The following is a 16,501-nucleotide window of genomic DNA, read 5'->3' as shown; positions in this document are numbered from 1 at the left end:
CCATCGCAGCAGAATCCCCCTGCCCGCCCGACCTGTCAAGCCGCACTGCGCAAGCTTGGCCCGCTGCGCGCCGCGGCCAGGTTCTTTTCATACAGGGCGGCAATCATGTCCGACTGGGTCAGCATGCCCGCCAGCTTGCCGTCCGCCTGGACGACGGGAATCTGATGCAGGCCATCAGCCATGCGCGGCACCAGCTCCAGCAGCGGCGTATCGACCTGGGCCGTCACCACCGGCCGGCTCATGATCTGCCCGACCACTTCAGGCTTGTCGGAATGAAGCAGCGGCACGCGATGCAGCAGCGCCCTCAATTGCGCCGTCAGGCCGGTATGCACCTCCACGCCGGCATGCTCCAGGAAATCGCTGCGACTGATGATGCCGATGACATGGCGGCCGCGATCAATGACCGGCAAGGCGCGCAGGCGATGCGCCTGCAAGAGTCGCCAGGCCTCATCAAGGCCGGTGGCAAACTCCACCGCCACCACATCGCGCGACATCACCGAGGCGCACAGGGTCTGGCCGAAACGGCGGTGATAGGCGCGCATCTCGGTCTGCAAGAAGATTTCTTCCAGGTCATCCCGGCCGATGTCGAGCACCTGGTTGTAGCGCTTGAGCACCTCGTCCAGGTCCTCATGGGAAAAGCCCAGCCGCGTGATCGGCAATTCATCCCGCGTATGGTGCGGATGAGGCGCGGCGCTCTGCTGGGCATGCGGGTAGCGGCGACCGCTGGCATTGTTGAAGAACAGCGCCGTGGCCAGCAGCAGCACCGAATTGAGCAATACCGGCGAGAGCACGAAGCCATACCCCATGGCCTGCACCGCCGGCCCACCCAACACTGCGGTGAGCGCGACCGCGCCGCTGGGCGGATGGATGCAACGCAGATAGAACATCGCACCGATGGCCAGGGCAATGGCCAAGGCCGCTGCCAGGGCCGGCTCCGGCACCAGCTTGGCGCAGGTCACGCCGATGAGCGCTGCGCACAGGTTGCCGCCGATGATGGACCATGGCTGGGCCAGCGGACTGGATGGCACAGCAAACAAGAGCACCGCCGACGCCCCCATGGGCGCAATCAGCCAGATCGTGCCGGCCTTGTGCGGCAGCACCGCATAGCTGACCATACCGACCAGCAGGATGCCAAAGAGGCTGCCAGCGCAGGAGCGCATGCGCTCGAAGCGATCGACATTGGCCTTGGCAGGAATAAAACTTTTGAACCACAGCGAGATAGAATCCGGCATATCCATTTCCGCGACGACGTTTCATACGAATTGGCCATGCGCACCGCCACCCGCTGCGCCAGCCAGACCGCAATTACATCACAAGATGATATATATGTCCCGATTCCCCGCTGTCGAGCCGTCCTCCACCTCCATCCAAGGATGGAGCCAGCAGCCATGACAAGCCCATCCCGCCTGCAAAAGGATGATTTCGAAGCCCTGTCGGAATTTCGCTACCAATTGCGCCGTTTCCTGCGTTTTTCGGAGGAGGCAGCCCAGAGCGAGGGGCTCACACCCCTGCAATACCTGCTGCTGCTGCACATCAAGGGATTTCCCGGCCGCGACTGGGCCAGCATCAGCGAACTGGCCGAGCGGCTGCAATCCCAGCACCACGGCGTGGTGGCGCTGGTCACACGCTGCGTGAAGGCCGGCCTGGTCACCCGCACGCCCGATGACCGCGACAAGCGCCTGGTCCAGGTCCGCCTGACCACCCTGGGGGAGCAATACCTGCACCGCCTGGCGCAATTGCATCGCAATGAGCTGCAGTCTTTGTCCGGCGTGTTCCAGGTCTCGCACATCTCGGCCTTCAATGACCGCGATTAGAAGGCGGCCCAGCGCCAGCGACTGCCTGTGGATGTCCGCAGGGGGCGCTGCCCTCATGCTGCTGTTATGCTTGCGGCAACCTCTTTGACAGACCGCAACGATGAGCCACAAACCCGAGCCCCCTGCCATGCCAACGCGCGCCGTGACCAAGGAAGACGTCGCGCGCGCAGCCGGCGTGTCGCACATCACGGTCTCGCGCGTGATCAATAGCCCTGAAAAGGTCTCGCCGGCCACGCGCGAACGCGTCGAAGCCTTCATCGCCAGCATGGGCTACATCCCCAACCTGCTGGCCGGCGGACTGGCCTCGCGGCGCACCCGCATCGTGGCAGCCATCGTTCCCACCATCAGCCACTCCATCTTTGCCGAGACGCTGCGTGGGCTGTCGGAACAATTGTGCATGCAGGGATACCAGTTGCTGCTGGGCCAGACCAATTATTCGGAAGAAGCGGAAACGGGACTGGTAGAAGTCTTCATCGGCCGTCGCGTCGACGGCCTGGTGCTCACCGGCGTACAGCATTCACCGATGACTCGCCAGCGTCTGAAGGCGGCCGGCATCCCGGTCGTGGAAACCTGGGACCTGACTGACACGCCCATCGACATGCTGGCCGGCTTCGACAATCACGCCGCTGGCCGCGCCATGGGGGACTACCTGTACCAGAAGGGATATCGGCGCATGGCCTTCGTGGGCGGCGACGACCCGCGCGGGATGGCGCGGGTAGCCGGACTGCGCGAGTCGCTACGCCACCATGGCGCAGCCGAACCGGTGCATCTGGTGATGCCCATGGGCGCCTTCCTGCAGGCCGGGCGCGAAGCCATCGGCCGCCTGCTGACCCAGCATCCGGAAGTGGATGCCGCTTTCTTCAGCAATGATGTGATCGCTGCGGGCGCGGCGCTGGAGTGTGCACGGCGCGGCATCGCCGTGCCCGGTCGCATCGCGCTGGCCGGCTTCGCCAACCTGGAGATTGCCACCGAAGTGCTGCCCGCGCTGACCACGGTACAGATCAGCGCACACCAGATCGGCCTCACCGCAGCCGAGATGCTGCTGACCCGTTTCGATGGCGATCCCCTGGACCAGGCGGTACACGACCTGGGCTACTCCATCCTGGAGCGCGACAGCACCTGAGCCACGGCTCAGGTCCCCGCCCCTTCCACGCCTTCCTCCTCGCCGGCCAGCTCGACGCGATTGCGCCCCAGCTTCTTGGCGCGGTAGAGCGCAATGTCCGCCTGCTTGATCAGATGCTCCAGCCCCGGCCCGCCGTTTTCGGCGGCTACTCCGAAGCTGGCCGTGACACGAATGCGGCGACCACCATCGATTTCGAATTCACCCGCCGCCAGCGCCGCGCGCAGCTTTTCGCTGGCGGCGGCCGCCTGCAGCAGGCTGGATTCGGGTAGGAGAATGATGAATTCCTCACCGCCGTAACGCGCCAACACATCGACCTTGCGCAAGAGCTGCGACACCGACTGCGCCACACCGCGCAGGATGGCGTCGCCGGCCTGGTGGCCGTAGGAATCATTGATCTGCTTGAAGTGATCGATATCGAACAGCACCACCGCCAGTTCGCGTCCGTAGCGCTTGGCGACGGTCATCTGCTGCTGCCCATGGGTAAAGAAGGCGCGACGGTTCAAGACCCCGGTCAGGAAATCGGTATTGGAAGAGGTCTGCAATTGCGTGATCAGCGCTTCGCGCTCGCGGGCCAGGCTGTTGCGTTCGCGCATGCGCTGGCGCAGCACCTTGAGCGCCCGCATCATGGCGCTGATCTCGTCCTCGTAGCGGGGCTGCGGAATCTCCTGGTCCAGCCGCCCCTCCACCAGGCCTGAGACCAGATCGGTCGCCAGCACCAGAGGCTGCACCACGCGGCGGCGGATCAGCACCATCAGCACCTGGAAGAACAGGCAAGCCACCACCGTCACGGCGATCACCAGCAGCAGGTAGTTACGGGCGCGCCGGTTGTGGCGCTCAGCCTGCTCCATCATGTCGTCCAGCAGCAGATCGCGCAGGTCGGTGATGGACTTCATCTGTGGCACGTAGAAACGGAACAGGTCCACCGAGGTCAGGCCGTAGTCGCCTGAGGCGACACCCGTCTGCAAGAGGAAATCGAGGAACTGGAAGCCATTGTCGAAATACTGCTTATCCACCAGCTCCAGCGCGCGGGCGAACTCCGGGCGCTGGACGTAGCTGGCCATCTGGGTATTGAGCAGACCGCGCAGCAACTCGATGCGGCCGTAGAGCCGTCCGATCTCGATGACCTCGTCCTGGGTCAGCTTGCGATGGGCGATCAAGGCCGGCGTAAACCGCGACCCGACCTGCCCGGCGTATTCGCGCAAGCTGGCGGCGGCACGGATGGCGGCCAGCCCCTCGCGCAACTCCGGATCGGCATGATCGACTTCGCTGCTAAGCTCCGAAGCCACGCGGATCATCAGTGGAATCATGTCGACCATGCCGCCCACGGCCGAGAGTACATAGACATTATTGCGCTCCGCCTCCGGCTGGCGGCCGATACGGTCGATGGCGGCACGCGCCGGCTCCAGCGCCTGCTGGACCGTCTTGACCTTGTCCAGCGACCATGACTGGCGCAGCCGGGGATGCGATTGCAGCGCCTGGCGCAAGGCTGCCAAGGCGGCGTCGGTCTCGGCCCGGGCGTTCTTGAGCTTGTCGGCGACAGCCTCCCGCTGGCTGGCCGACGCGCCCATGAAGGCATTGGCCGGTCCCCGCTCGGCCGACAGTTTTTCCAGCGCCACCAGCGCCAGCCTGAACGTACGCAAGGCCGGCACACTGTTGGCGCCGTTGCGATAGCTGTTCCACTCGGTCCAGACCAGCGAGACTGCAAATGCCAGGAACAGCAGCAGCAAGGCGATGGAAATGAGCCGGAACAGTCGATTCAGGGACATGATGAATCCGCTACGAAGGCAAACGCGTTGGACGACTATATCAAGGCCGGCGGGCCGGCGACACTGCTTCTTGGCGCAGGGGTGTATAGCCACCACGCCAGCGACGGCCGCGCGGATCGCCCTGTAAGGCGGGAAGGAGGACAGCCTGGCGACCCGCTCCCCCCACGAGAACGCGCCGCTGGCAATGATGACGCCGTCGCCTTGCCGGCCACTCCCCTCGAGCAGCCTGCCAAAGCGACAGATAAAAAAATAAGGCCCTGAAAAATCAGAGCCTTATCTCTACAACTTCTACAACATGTGAGCCAACTGGCGGAGAGGGTGGGATTCGAACCCACGGTACGGGAAACCGTACGCCTGATTTCGAGTCAGGTACATTCGACCACTCTGCCACCTCTCCGGTTAACTTCGGTCGTTTCACTGCGTGGTGCAGCAAAGACAGCGACTATAGCAGAACTATTTTCAGAGTGGAACTATTTTCACAAAAAAAGTTTAAAAAAATAATATCCACCTGATAACCCCGCCCCGGCACGCAACGTCGGTGAAGGAATTTTCACCTCCCCTAGCGCAGAGCTGCCCGGCATCATCATCTTGTCATAAATCACTTCTAGCATCCGTAAACTATTTGCCGTTCTTTCGACCATTCCAACCCGGTACCTGCCAGATGGCGCCCCTTTCCAACCTTTCCTTCCCGCTCGGTACTGAAGTCGCCGACCTGATCGCCCGCGCTGCGGGAGGTACGATGTCCGGGACCGAGGACCCGATGCTCTCGCTGCTGCACGAGATCATCGCCCAGCGCAAGCTAACGGCCCTGTTCCAGCCCATCGTGCGCATGCGCAATGGCGAGATCCTGGGCTATGAGGGCCTCATCCGCGGCCCTTCCAATACCCCGCTGCATTCACCGCTGGCGCTGTTCAAGGTCGCGCGCGCGCATAACATGTCGGTACAGATGGAATACCTGTGCCGCCACATCGTGCTGACCCGCTTCGCCCAGCTGGGCCTGCCGGGCAACCTGTTCCTCAACGTCTCGCCCGGGGCGCTGATGCAGCCCGAGGCGATCCAGGGCGAAACCCTGCGCTATCTCGATACCCTGGGCGTGAACCCGCAGCGCATCATCATCGAACTGACCGAGAACGAACCCACCTACGACTACGCCCAGCTGCGCAACGCCGCCATGCATTACCGCGACATGGGCTTCCAGATCGCCATCGACGACCTGGGCGAAGGTTTTTCCAGCCTGCGCCTGTGGTCGGAATTGCAGCCAGAATACGTGAAGGTGGACATGCACTTCGTCCAGGGCATCAACCACGACCCGATGAAGCTGCAGTTCGTCCGCTCGATCCAGGAGATCGCCGAGAAGTCCGGCTCCATCGTCATCGCCGAAGGCATCGAGTCGCAGGCCGAACTGCTGACCATCCGCGACCTGGGCATCGCCTGCGGCCAGGGCTACCACATCTCGCGCCCGCTGCCGGAACCGCCGGTGTCGATCTCGGACGACGTCACCAAGACCCTGCGGCGCGACAAGGTGCCGCTGGACGCCAAGAAATACGGCCCCGGCAAGCACAGCACCACCGTCTTCAAGCTGTTGCGCGAGACCCGCTACGTCAGCCCTGAGGTGAGCAATGACACGGTCTATGACATGTTCGTCAACGATCCCCAGCTGCAGGCCCTGCCGGTGGTCAGCAATGGCCTGCCGATCGGGCTGATCAACCGCTACAGCATGGTCGAACGCTTCGCCCGCCTGTACGGGCGCGAGCTGTATGGCAAGAAGTCCTGCGCCTTCTTCATGGACCCCAATCCCATCCTGACCGAGCAGAGCACCAGCCTCCAAGACCTCTCCAACCTGCTGGTGCATGCCGAGTCGCACCACCTCTCCAACGGCTTCATCATTACCGACCGTGGCCAGTACATGGGCCTGGGCACCGGCCACGACCTGCTGCGCGAGATCACCCAGATGCAGATCGACGCGGCCCGCCATGCCAATCCGCTCACGCAATTGCCGGGCAATGTGCCCATCAACGACCACATCGAATACCTGCTGCAAAGCGGCGTGGAATTCTGTATCTGCTATTGCGACCTGGACCAGTTCAAGCCCTTCAACGATGTCTACGGCTACCGCAAGGGCGATGACATGATCCAGGCCACCGGCCGCGTGCTGCAGCAGGCCTGCGACCCTGAACTGGACTTCATCGGCCATATCGGCGGCGATGATTTCCTGATCCTGTTCCAGAGCGAGGACTGGGAAAAACGCTGCCGCAGCATGCTGGACAATTTCGACGCCGAGACCCGCGGCTTCTACTACGACGAAGACGTCGAACGCGGCGGCTACTACACCGAAGACCGCCAGGGCAACCGGGTCTTCCATAAACTGGTGTCGGTGTCGCTGGGCGCGGTCAAGATCGAGCCGTCGCAATATTCCTCGCCGCACCAGATCGCCTCGGCCGCCACGCGGGCCAAGAAACAGGCCAAGAAAATCCCCGGCAACAGCCTCTTCATCGAGCGCCGTATCCCGGCAACCTTCTCGTGGGCCCTCAAGGACGCCTAGCCAGCGCCCTCAAGAAAACGTTTTCGCCAGCCAGACGTAAAAAAAACGGCTGCCTCATCCAGAGGCAGCCGTTTTCACATGCAGCGCAGCGGAAACGCGGCAGGGTTGAGCGCTTATGCGCCCGGCACGAGCCGGGTTACTCCACCCATGTAGGGCTGCAGGGCCTCGGGGATGTCCACGCTGCCATCGGCCTGCTGGTAGTTTTCCAGCACGGCCACCAGGGTGCGGCCCACGGCCAGGCCCGAACCATTGAGCGTATGCAGCAGTTCCGGCTTGCCCTGGGCATTGCGGAAACGCGCCTGCATGCGACGCGCCTGGAAGGCTTCGCAGTTGGAGACCGAAGAGATCTCGCGATAGGTTTTCTGCGCCGGCAGCCAGACTTCGATGTCATAGGTCTTGGCCGCACCAAAGCCCATGTCGCCGGTGCACAGGGTGATCACGCGGTACGGCAGGCCGAGCTTCTTGAGGATGGTCTCGGCGTGGCCCAGCATCTCGTCCAGGGCGTCATAGGACTGCTCCGGATGGACGATCTGCACCATTTCCACCTTGTCGAACTGGTGCTGGCGGATCATGCCGCGGGTATCACGGCCGTAGGAACCGGCTTCCGAGCGGAAGCAAGGCGAATGGGCGGTGAACTTCATCGGCAAGGCATCGCCGGCCACGATCTCGTCACGCACGAAATTGGTCAGCGGCACTTCCGCCGTGGGGATCAGGTACAGCGCGGCATTCTCGGCCTCGCCTTCCTGGCCGCCCTTCTTGGCCGCGAACAGGTCGGCCTCGAACTTGGGCAGCTGACCGGTGCCGCGCAGGCTGTCGGCGTTGACGATGTAGGGGGTGTAGCACTCGGTATAGCCATGCTCCATCGTGTGCGTGTTCAGCATGAATTGCGCCAGCGCACGGTGCAGGCGGGCGATGCCGCCCTTGAGCACGGCAAAGCGCGAACCGGTCAGCTTGGTGGCGGTATCGAAGTCCAGGCCCAGCGCAGCGCCGACATCGACGTGATCCTTGATCTCGAAGTCGAACTGGCGCGGCGTGCCGACCTTGCGCAGCTCGACGTTGCCGCTCTCGTCATTGCCCACCGGCACCGATTCGTGCGGCAGATTGGGTACCGCCTGCAGGAACAGGTTCATCTGTTGCTGCACTTCTTCCAGACGGGTGGCCGAAGCCTTCAACTCGTCGCCGATGCCGTTGACCTCGGCCATCACTGCGGAAGCGTCTTCGCACTTGCCCTTGAGCATGCCGATCTGCTTGGACAGGCTGTTGCGCTTGCCCTGCAGTTCTTCGGTACGGGTCTGGATCTGCTTGCGCTCGGCTTCGAGCGCATTGAAGCCGGCCACGTCCAGGACGAACTTGCGGGCCGCCAGGCGGGCCGCGACGTTCTCGATGTCTTTACGGAGGAGTTGGATGTCGATCATGGGAAGAAAATACGATAGGTTTGGTGCTCGAAACCGCGATTGTACCAAGTCAGGCGGCCACCACGGGCCTCCAGCGACGCCAGTTCGCAAGAAAATGCCACTTCAGCACGGGCCGGGGGTATCCGGGGCCTATCCGGGCGGGTTACCATTCGGCCAATTCCGCCATCCAGAGACCCTGTCCCTTTCACCATGTCTGCACCGCAAGATCCCCGCGCCCCGCGCGACGTCCCCGTCCTGTTTTCCCTGCTGGGCCTGGTAGCCGCCTTCGCCCTGGGCTTATGGGCCGGCATCCATTACATGTCCAACGACGCCAGCCTGTTCTACGGATTGATCGCCGGCCTCTCCTTCGGCGCGGCCTTTGCCTTCGGCCAGCAGATCAAGAACCGTTTCGTCCCGCCCAAGGCGCGCAAGAGCGACTGGAAGGTACAGGCTCCGGGCGCCGCCGAGCTGTCTCCGGCCCGGCTGGCGGCGCAGCAGGCGCGCAAGATCAGCGTCGAATTCGATGACGAAGAAATCCGCACCATGGTGCGCGGCGCCAAGCGCGAAGGCATCGCCTGGGCAGAGGTCAAGGACGTGACCATCCGTATCAGCGAAGGCCACTTGCCGCAACCCGAATGGATACTCTCGGGCCAGAGCGCCGAAGGCATCAAGGGCATCTTGGTCCCGAACGACGCCGACGGCCTGGAAGAGCTGATGCAAGCCATGAAGCAGCGCCTGCCCGGCTATGACAACGACCAGAACTACAGCACCGTGATCGCCGCCATGTCGGCCATGGAAGGCAGCTTCCATGTCTGGAGCCGCCAGCCCGCCTGAGCCCCCTCAGCGCGCCGCCTTGCCGCCGCCCGCCAGGGTCGGCTCCTGCGCCAGCCGCTGCGCCAGGAACTGGACGAAGGCGCCCAGGCGCGGCGGCAGATGGCGCGTGGCCGGATACAGCGCCCACAGCTCGCCACAGTAGTGCGTCCTGAAGCTCCATTGCGGCAGCACCTGCACCAGACTGCCCTCCTCCAGCGCCGGCCTGGCGATGAAATACGGCAGGCTGGCAATGCCCAGATGGCGCAGCACGGCATCGAGCCGCACGCCAGTATGGTTGGCCGCATACCGTCCCCGCACCTCGACATTGACCGACTTTCCCTGCCGGCGGAAACGCCAGCGCGCATCCGCCGGCGATTCGCCAAGATAGATGCAACTATGCTCCTTCAGGGCCTGGGGATGGGCTGGCGTACCGTGAGTGGCCAGGTAGTGCGGCGTGGCGCACAGCAGATGATCGATACGCATCAGGCGGCGTCCCATCAGGCCCGGTGGCGGATGATCGGTGATGCGGATGGCCAGGTCGACCTCATCGTCGATGAGGTCCATATAGCGGTCTTCCAGCCGCAGCAGCACGTCCACCTTGGGATGCGCGGCCAGGAAATCCGGCACATGTGGATGCACCAGCGCATGCCCCACCGCCTTGGGCACGCTCACCCTCACCTGCCCCTGCGGCTCGGCGTCGAACGCGCCGGAGACCGCCAGCACGGCCTGGGCCGCGTTGAGCATGTCGCGGCAGCGGGCGTGGATGTCCTGGCCGCTCTCGCTCAGGCGCAGCTTGCGGGTGGTCCGCTGCAGCAATTGGGTGCCCAGGGCCTTTTCCAGCCGGGCGATGGCGCGGCTGATGGCTGAGGGCGTGGCGCCCAGTTGGCGGGCCGCTTCCGAAAAGCTGCCGGTCTCCACCACCTTGGCGAAAACCGCCATTTCATTCAGCAGCGCGATGCTTTGATTTGTGCTCATGGTGCAAAGATCATTTGCTCAGGAGCTGGATTATCGCAACTCCAGCCGATCGATACAATGCAGGGCACTTGCTGCCAGCCAATCGGAAAGCCTCGCCATGACAGAACGCCTCTACCTCACCGACCGCGCCTTGCGCGCCGACATCCACGTACTGGACTGCACCCCGCAGGAAGATGGCCGCTACGCCATCCGGCTCTCCGCCACGCCCTTTCATCCGCAAGGCGGCGGCCAGCCCAGCGATACCGGCTGGATCGCTGAGGTCGAGGTGCTGCGCGTGCTCAGTGAAAGTGACGGCGTCGTTCATTACACCACCGCCCCCGTCGCACCCGGCCCAGCCGTCGCATTGGTCGATGCCCAGCCGCGCCAGCTGCATGCGCGGCTGCATTCGGCGGGCCATGTGATTGGCCAGGTCATGACCGAACTGGGGTGGACGCCGACCAAGGCCCACCACTGGCCGGGAGAAGCGCGCGTGGTGGGCGTGGCTGCCCCGACAGAGGCCGCGGCGCAAGAGCTGGCGCCGGCGGAACTGGAGCGCCGTTGCAATGCCTTGCTGGCGCAGGACCTGCCCTGCGTGATGGCGATGCAAGACGGCTTGCGGCAGATCGGCTTTGGGGATTTGCCCGCCTATCCTTGTGGCGGGACGCATGTGGCCGCTCTGGGAGAGATCGGGCAGATCCGCATTCAATCCGTGCGGATCAAGAAAGGTGAGGTGTCGGTTCGTTACGACGTGGTCAACTGACGCCTAGTCCTTGCGGGCCTCTTCATCCCACTGGCGCAAAGTGGCGAGCTTCTCACCGATCTTTATTTCCAGCCCGCGCGGCACCGGCTGATACCAGCCCGGCTCCTCAATGCCGTCCGGCAGATAGGTCTCACCGGCCGCATAGGCATTGGGCTCATCATGCGCATAGCGATACTCATGCCCATAGCCCAGCTCCTTCATCAGCTTGGTCGGCGCATTGCGCAGGTGCACCGGCACTTCCCGGCTCTTGTCCTGCTTCACGAAGGCGCGCGCGGCGTTATAGGCGTTGTAGCCGGCATTGCTCTTGGCCGCCACGGCCAGGTAGATCACTGCCTGGCCCAGCGCCAGCTCGCCCTCGGGGCTGCCCAGCCGTTCGTAGGTCAGCGCGGCGTCATTGGCGATCTGCATGGCGCGCGGATCGGCCAGGCCGATGTCTTCCCAGGCCATGCGCACGATGCGGCGCGACAGGTAGCGCGGGTCGGCGCCGCCATCGAGCATGCGGGTCAGCCAGTACAGCGCGGCGTCCGGGTGGGAGCCGCGCACCGACTTGTGCAGGGCCGAGATCTGGTCGTAGAAGTTGTCGCCGCCCTTGTCGAAGCGACGGCTGTTGAGAGTCAGCGCATTCTGCAGGAATTCCGCAGTCACCAGGCGCGTGCCGGTGGTGCGCGCTGCCGTATCGGTCTGCTCCAGCAGGTTCAGGAAGCGGCGCGCGTCGCCATCGGCATAACCGATGATCGTATCGGTGGCCTGCTGGTCGAATTGCAGATCACCCAGCGCCTTGTCCTGCGCACGCTTGAGCAGTTGCTTGAGCTCCTCATCGGTGAGCGACTTGAGCACATACACCTGGGCGCGCGACAACAGCGCCGAATTGACCTCGAAGGAAGGGTTCTCGGTGGTCGCGCCAATGAAGGTCACCAGCCCGCTTTCCGCATAGGGTAGCAGCGCGTCCTGCTGGGACTTGTTGAAGCGGTGGATTTCATCGACGAACAGGATGGTGTGCTTGCCCATCGCCAGATTCTGCTCGGCCTGCTCCATGGCTGCGCGTATATCCTTCACACCCGAGAACACCGCCGACAAGGCGATGAACTCACACTCGAAGGCCGTCGCAGTCAGGCGCGCCAGCGTGGTCTTGCCTACGCCCGGCGGGCCCCAGAAGATCATCGAATGCGGCTTGCCCGACTGGAAGGCCAGGCGCAGCGGCTTGCCTTCCCCGAGCAGGTGCGACTGCCCGATGACTTCGTCGAGCGTCTTGGGCCGCAGCGCTTCGGCCAGCGGCGCGGCGGGCTCTTGGGCGAACAGGTCAGCCATGAGGGCGCTCCTCCACAGAACTGGAAGCAACGAGGAAGCAGGACCGCTGCAGGGCGGCTGGGGAAATAAAGTTCATATTCATCAGGATGCGGGCGCAGCGCCGGATTGCCCGACGCGTTCACCAAAGGCCGTAGTCTAACGCAGCAGGCGGCCCCGGGGGCAATGGGCGACGCCTGCAGCCATCCGGCCCAGCGGTTAGAATGCGGCCTGCGCCTTTTTCTTCACCAAGCCTTCTCCATGCCCTTCGTCGTCACCGATTCCTGCATCCAGTGCAAATATACCGATTGCGTCAGCGTCTGCCCGATGGACTGCTTCGTGGAAGGCCCGAATTTCCTCGTCATCGACCCGGACGGCTGCATCGATTGCTCCATGTGCGTGCCGGAGTGTCCGGTGGGGGCGATCTACAACGCGACCGACCTGCCGGCGACCCTGGCGCACTTCGAGCAATTGAATGCCCGGCTGTCCCGGCAGCCGGGCTGGAAGCCCATCACCCAGGCCAAGCCGCCCCTGCCCGGGCACGAGAAATGGAAGGACGTGGCGGACAAGCTGCCGCTGCTGGAACAGCCGCAGGCCTGACCCAGGGCAACAGGAAAACAGCCCCGCAAGCATACGCCTGCGGGGCTGTCTTCATTCTTGCCAGCCGATCCCGACAGAACAGCTTCAGTTGTTGAAGACGTCCGCGCCCTTGGGGATGGTGAAGCTGAAGCTGTTGACCTTCAGCGGCGGATTCTTCTCGAAGCTGTCGAAACTGAGCAGCGAGACCTGGCCGAAGGAATCATGCAATTCCATGGCCACCGGCGTGCCATTCTTCAAGCCGATGCCGATACGGTCGAAGGTGGTGTCCTTGCTCTTGGGGACGGCTTCCAGCCACTCCAGGCCGTCCTTGTCGCCGGCTTCCTTGAGGGTGAAGTTCTTTTCCAGGTCATTGCTGCCGAACAGGATGGCGGCTGGCGAAGAGCCGAGCGCATTGCCCAGCTTCTTGGTGGTGACCTGGTTGAGGTCCTTGTCGTAGATGAACAGTTTTTCGCCATCGGCCTGGATCACCTGCTCGTACGGTTTCTGGTAGGTCCAGATGAACTTGCCCGGGCGCGAGAACACGAAGCTGCCGCTGGAGGTGTTGACCACCTTGGTGGCGCCATTCTCGGTCCTGACCATGCGCTGGGTGAATGCCCCCTTGGCGGACTGGGTGCTGCTGACGAATTGCTTGAACTGGTCCAATGCGGCCGCCGAGGCGCGGCCCGGCGTCAAGGCCGTGATGGTGATGGCGCCGGCCACGACCAGGGCCGACAGGCCGGCGGCCATCAGTCGGCGACGCAGCGTGGAGGCAGGCGCTTGCGCGGCGCGCAGGCGAGATGCGTTTCTGGAATTGTCCATGTTATTTGATTCCTTCTTGAGGTGGCCGCCGCCGGGGGCGACCTGCTTATTCGACCGACTTATTCGGCCGCATCGCTGGCGCCAGCCGGCACCAGGATTTCACGGTTGCCATTGGATTGCATGGTAGAGACCAGACCGCTCTGCTCCATCTGCTCCAAGAGGCGAGCGGCCCGGTTGTAGCCGATGCGCAGGTGGCGCTGCACCAGCGAGATCGAGGCGCGGCGATGCTTGAGCACCACGGCCACGGCCTGGTCGTACATCTCGTCGCCCTCGCCGCCGCCGGCTCCACCAGCCGCAGCACCGCTGCCGCCGCCGTCGGCGTCTTCGAGCACGCCTCCCTCTAGGATGCCCTCGATGTAATTCGGTTCCCCCTGGGATTTGAGGTGTTCCACCACGCGATGCACTTCATCGTCCGAGACGAAAGCGCCGTGCACACGCACCGGCAGCCCCGTACCCGGCGGGTTGTAGAGCATGTCGCCCATGCCCAGCAGGGTTTCCGCACCCATCTGGTCGAGGATGGTGCGCGAGTCGATCTTGGAGGAGACCTGGAAGGCGATGCGCGTCGGCACGTTGGCCTTGATCAGGCCGGTGATGACGTCCACCGAGGGACGCTGGGTCGCCAGGATCAGGTGAATACCGGCTGCGCGCGCCTTCTGGGCGATACGGGCGATCAGTTCTTCCACCTTCTTGCCCACCACCATCATCAGGTCGGCCAGTTCGTCGATGATGATGACGATGGTTTCCAGCTGCTCCAGCGGCTCCGGCGCGTCCGGGGTGAGGCTGAAGGGATTGGGGATCTTCTCGCCGCGTTTTTCGGCGTCGGCGATCTTCTGGTTGTAGCCGGCCAGGTTGCGCACGCCCAGCTTGGACATCTTCTTGTAGCGCCGCTCCATCTCTTCCACCGCCCAGTTCAGCGCGTGGCCAGCCTGGCGCATGTCGGTCACCACGGGCGCCAGCAGGTGCGGGATGCCTTCGTAGATCGACAGTTCCAGCATCTTGGGGTCGATCAGGATCAGGCGCACCTGGCGCGGGGTGGACTTGTAGAGCAGCGAGAGGATGGTGGCGTTGATGCCCACCGACTTGCCCGAACCGGTGGTGCCGGCCACCAGCAGGTGGGGCATCTTGGCCAGGTCGGCCACCACCGGGTTGCCGGCGATATCCTTGCCCAGCGCCACGGTGAGGCTGGAATGACTGTCGTTGTAGACCTTGGAGCCGAGGATCTCGGTCAGGCGCACGATCTGGCGCTTGGGGTTGGGCAATTCCAGGCCCATGTAATTCTTGCCCTGGATGACTTCCACCACGCGGATCGAGGTCAGCGACAGCGAACGCGCCAGGTCGCGCGCCAGGTTGACGATCTGGCTGCCCTTGACGCCGGTGGCTGGTTCGATCTCGTAACGGGTGATCACCGGGCCGGGATAGGCCGCCACCACCTTGACCTCGACGCCGAAGTCGGAGAGCTTCTTCTCGATCAGGCGGCTGGTGAATTCCAGGGTTTCCACCGACACCGTCTGCTGCGACGGCGGGGCCTCGTCCAGCAGCGACAGCGGCGGCAGGTCGGTGCTGACGTCGTCGAACAGGCTGGTCTGCTTTTCCTTCTGGACGCGGTCGGATTTCTGCACCTCCACGATCTGCGGCTCGATGCGGATGGGCGGCGCTTCGACGATCTTGGCGCGCTCCTGCACCACGGTTTCCTCGCGCTTGACGGCAGCCTCCTGGCCAGCCTTGCGGTCAGCCCGGGCGGCGAAGAAGTCGCGCACCCAGAACAGGCCATCCTCGATGAGTCCGCCGATGCGCTCCACCGCTGCCAGCCACGAGACATGGAACAGCAGCGAGAAGCCCAGGCCGAACAGCATCAGCAGCAGCAGCGTGGAACCGGTGAAACCGAAGGTGGGCTGCACGGCCGAACCGATCATCTCGCCCAGCACGCCACCGGACGAGTGCGGCAGCTTGGGGGCAAAGCGATGCATGCGGGTGAATTCGATGCCCATGCTGCCGGTGAGCATGAAGACGAAGCCGACGGCGCGGATGAGCGGCTCCTGCTGGTGTTCAGGTTCCACCGGCTGGGCCACCAGGAAGCGATTGGACAGGCGCCGATAGCCGGTCCACACCGAGCGGGCGGCCAGCACGCACCACCACCAGGCCGACAAGCCGAAGATGTAGAGCATCAGGTCGGCCATCCAGGCGCCCACGCGACCACCCCAGTTGCCCACGCGCGGCACCGAGCTGGCCACCGACCAGCCGGGGTCGGTCTTGGAATAGCTCAGCAGGATCAGTACCAGGTAGACCAGCAAGGCGGACAGCGCCAGCCAGCGCGCCTCGGATAACAGCCGCACCAGACGGCTGGGCATGGGGGGCGCCGGCGCCTTGGTGTTGCGGATGTGGGCTTGACTCGTCTTCGACATAACTTCCGTGCAAAAAAAACTAGCCGCCATTGTAACGGCATTGAATTGGCGCTTCGCGGTTTTACCGGCCAGAGGCGTCCTACGCTGCACTGACCGGTGCCGACGGTAATCGTTCTTCTGTTGCTGTGTTGCCTGCGCGGCCCCCTGCGGCTATCGCCGGCATAGCGTAATTCCATCGGCCCGCAGGAGGGCTTGGACTATAATCTTACCCGTTTTGCAGCGCGGCAATCCGTTTGTCCGTTTGCCCGTGT

General features: G+C 63.8%; 13 protein-coding genes and 1 tRNA gene. 6 read left to right on the top strand and 8 right to left on the bottom strand.

Annotated elements, in window-relative coordinates; all coding sequences use genetic code 11:
• Positions 1-35 precede the first annotated feature (35 nt).
• Entirely contained in the window at positions 36-1,232 is a 1,197-nt protein-coding gene (locus ACP92_RS09525; protein WP_081441937.1) for an HPP family protein, read from the bottom strand.
• 156 nt (positions 1,233-1,388) lie between these two features.
• Here ACP92_RS09525 and ACP92_RS09520 point away from each other — a divergent pair, with 156 nt between their 5' ends.
• Together ACP92_RS09520 and ACP92_RS09515 are read left to right on the top strand one after the other, a co-directional pair.
• Positions 1,389-1,814, top strand: coding sequence for a MarR family transcriptional regulator (locus tag ACP92_RS09520; RefSeq protein WP_013233915.1), 426 nt, complete (start codon positions 1,389-1,391; stop codon positions 1,812-1,814).
• 100 nt (positions 1,815-1,914) lie between these two features.
• Positions 1,915-2,937 (top strand): LacI family DNA-binding transcriptional regulator, encoded by a 1,023-nt coding sequence (locus ACP92_RS09515; RefSeq protein ID WP_013233914.1) that lies wholly within the window; start codon positions 1,915-1,917, stop codon positions 2,935-2,937.
• An 8-nt stretch (positions 2,938-2,945) separates the two neighbouring features.
• Here ACP92_RS09515 and ACP92_RS09510 read toward each other — a convergent pair whose 3' ends face one another.
• Both ACP92_RS09510 and ACP92_RS09505 read right to left on the bottom strand, forming a co-directional pair.
• On the bottom strand, positions 2,946-4,703 hold the full coding sequence (locus tag ACP92_RS09510) for a GGDEF domain-containing protein (protein ID WP_013233913.1): 1,758 nt from the start codon (positions 4,701-4,703) through the stop codon (positions 2,946-2,948).
• Between the two features lie 307 nt (positions 4,704-5,010).
• Positions 5,011-5,100 (bottom strand) — tRNA-Ser (locus ACP92_RS09505).
• Between the two features lie 264 nt (positions 5,101-5,364).
• Here ACP92_RS09505 and ACP92_RS09500 point away from each other — a divergent pair.
• Positions 5,365-7,245, top strand: a complete 1,881-nt coding sequence (locus ACP92_RS09500) for a GGDEF domain-containing protein (protein WP_041310532.1) — start codon at positions 5,365-5,367, stop codon at positions 7,243-7,245.
• Positions 7,246-7,358: 113 nt separating this feature from the next.
• On the opposite strand, the gene serS is transcribed toward ACP92_RS09500, so the two are convergent.
• Positions 7,359-8,660 carry a serine--tRNA ligase gene (gene serS, locus ACP92_RS09495; RefSeq protein ID WP_013233911.1) on the bottom strand — a complete coding sequence of 434 codons (1,302 nt, stop codon included), beginning with the start codon at positions 8,658-8,660 and terminating at the stop codon, positions 7,359-7,361.
• A gap of 189 nt (positions 8,661-8,849) precedes the next feature.
• Between serS and ACP92_RS09490 the strand changes: the two genes are divergently transcribed.
• Positions 8,850-9,473 carry an anaphase-promoting protein gene (locus ACP92_RS09490; protein ID WP_156181769.1) on the top strand — a complete coding sequence of 208 codons (624 nt, stop codon included), beginning with the start codon at positions 8,850-8,852 and terminating at the stop codon, positions 9,471-9,473.
• Between the two features lie 6 nt (positions 9,474-9,479).
• On the opposite strand, the gene ACP92_RS09485 is transcribed toward ACP92_RS09490, so the two are convergent.
• Complete coding sequence (locus ACP92_RS09485; protein ID WP_013233909.1) at positions 9,480-10,427, bottom strand: LysR family transcriptional regulator; 948 nt, start codon at positions 10,425-10,427, stop codon at positions 9,480-9,482.
• Positions 10,428-10,524: 97 nt separating this feature from the next.
• Here ACP92_RS09485 and ACP92_RS09480 point away from each other — a divergent pair, with 97 nt between their 5' ends.
• The gene (locus tag ACP92_RS09480; protein WP_013233908.1) at positions 10,525-11,166 is read left to right on the top strand and encodes an alanyl-tRNA editing protein; all 642 of its coding nucleotides are present in this window, start codon (positions 10,525-10,527) and stop codon (positions 11,164-11,166) included.
• A 3-nt stretch (positions 11,167-11,169) separates the two neighbouring features.
• On the opposite strand, the gene ACP92_RS09475 is transcribed toward ACP92_RS09480, so the two are convergent.
• Positions 11,170-12,474: a replication-associated recombination protein A gene (locus tag ACP92_RS09475; RefSeq protein ID WP_013233907.1), complete on the bottom strand. Its 1,305-nt coding sequence runs from the start codon at positions 12,472-12,474 to the stop codon at positions 11,170-11,172.
• Between the two features lie 237 nt (positions 12,475-12,711).
• Here ACP92_RS09475 and fdxA point away from each other — a divergent pair, with 237 nt between their 5' ends.
• Positions 12,712-13,050, top strand: coding sequence for a ferredoxin FdxA (gene fdxA / locus ACP92_RS09470; RefSeq protein ID WP_013233906.1), 339 nt, complete (start codon positions 12,712-12,714; stop codon positions 13,048-13,050).
• 84 nt (positions 13,051-13,134) lie between these two features.
• Here fdxA and lolA read toward each other — a convergent pair whose 3' ends face one another.
• Both lolA and ACP92_RS09460 read right to left on the bottom strand, forming a co-directional pair.
• Positions 13,135-13,848: an outer membrane lipoprotein chaperone LolA gene (gene lolA, locus ACP92_RS09465; RefSeq protein WP_013233905.1), complete on the bottom strand. Its 714-nt coding sequence runs from the start codon at positions 13,846-13,848 to the stop codon at positions 13,135-13,137.
• A gap of 59 nt (positions 13,849-13,907) precedes the next feature.
• Positions 13,908-16,250 carry a DNA translocase FtsK gene (locus ACP92_RS09460; protein WP_013233904.1) on the bottom strand — a complete coding sequence of 781 codons (2,343 nt, stop codon included), beginning with the start codon at positions 16,248-16,250 and terminating at the stop codon, positions 13,908-13,910.
• Positions 16,251-16,501 lie beyond the last annotated feature (251 nt).

It is taken from the genome of Herbaspirillum seropedicae (genome assembly GCF_001040945.1).
Taxonomy (GTDB): Bacteria; Pseudomonadota; Gammaproteobacteria; order Burkholderiales; family Burkholderiaceae_D; genus Herbaspirillum; species Herbaspirillum seropedicae.
Note: the sequence above shows the minus strand (reverse complement) of the source record. Positions and strands in the feature narration are given on the sequence as shown.

Excerpts from the sequence above, each read along its gene's own strand:
- ACP92_RS09525 (WP_081441937.1), bottom strand. The coding sequence starts at position 1,232 with ATGCCGGATTCTATCTCGCTGTGGTTCAAAAGTTTTATTCCTGCCAAG.
- ACP92_RS09520 (WP_013233915.1), top strand. The coding sequence starts at position 1,389 with ATGACAAGCCCATCCCGCCTGCAAAAGGATGATTTCGAAGCCCTGTCG.
- ACP92_RS09515 (WP_013233914.1), top strand. The coding sequence starts at position 1,915 with ATGAGCCACAAACCCGAGCCCCCTGCCATGCCAACGCGCGCCGTGACC.
- ACP92_RS09510 (WP_013233913.1), bottom strand. The coding sequence starts at position 4,703 with ATGTCCCTGAATCGACTGTTCCGGCTCATTTCCATCGCCTTGCTGCTG.
- ACP92_RS09500 (WP_041310532.1), top strand. The coding sequence starts at position 5,365 with ATGGCGCCCCTTTCCAACCTTTCCTTCCCGCTCGGTACTGAAGTCGCC.
- serS (WP_013233911.1), bottom strand. The coding sequence starts at position 8,660 with ATGATCGACATCCAACTCCTCCGTAAAGACATCGAGAACGTCGCGGCC.
- ACP92_RS09490 (WP_156181769.1), top strand. The coding sequence starts at position 8,850 with ATGTCTGCACCGCAAGATCCCCGCGCCCCGCGCGACGTCCCCGTCCTG.
- ACP92_RS09485 (WP_013233909.1), bottom strand. The coding sequence starts at position 10,427 with ATGAGCACAAATCAAAGCATCGCGCTGCTGAATGAAATGGCGGTTTTC.
- ACP92_RS09480 (WP_013233908.1), top strand. The coding sequence starts at position 10,525 with ATGACAGAACGCCTCTACCTCACCGACCGCGCCTTGCGCGCCGACATC.
- ACP92_RS09475 (WP_013233907.1), bottom strand. The coding sequence starts at position 12,474 with ATGGCTGACCTGTTCGCCCAAGAGCCCGCCGCGCCGCTGGCCGAAGCG.
- fdxA (WP_013233906.1), top strand. The coding sequence starts at position 12,712 with ATGCCCTTCGTCGTCACCGATTCCTGCATCCAGTGCAAATATACCGAT.
- lolA (WP_013233905.1), bottom strand. The coding sequence starts at position 13,848 with ATGGACAATTCCAGAAACGCATCTCGCCTGCGCGCCGCGCAAGCGCCT.
- ACP92_RS09460 (WP_013233904.1), bottom strand. The coding sequence starts at position 16,250 with ATGTCGAAGACGAGTCAAGCCCACATCCGCAACACCAAGGCGCCGGCG.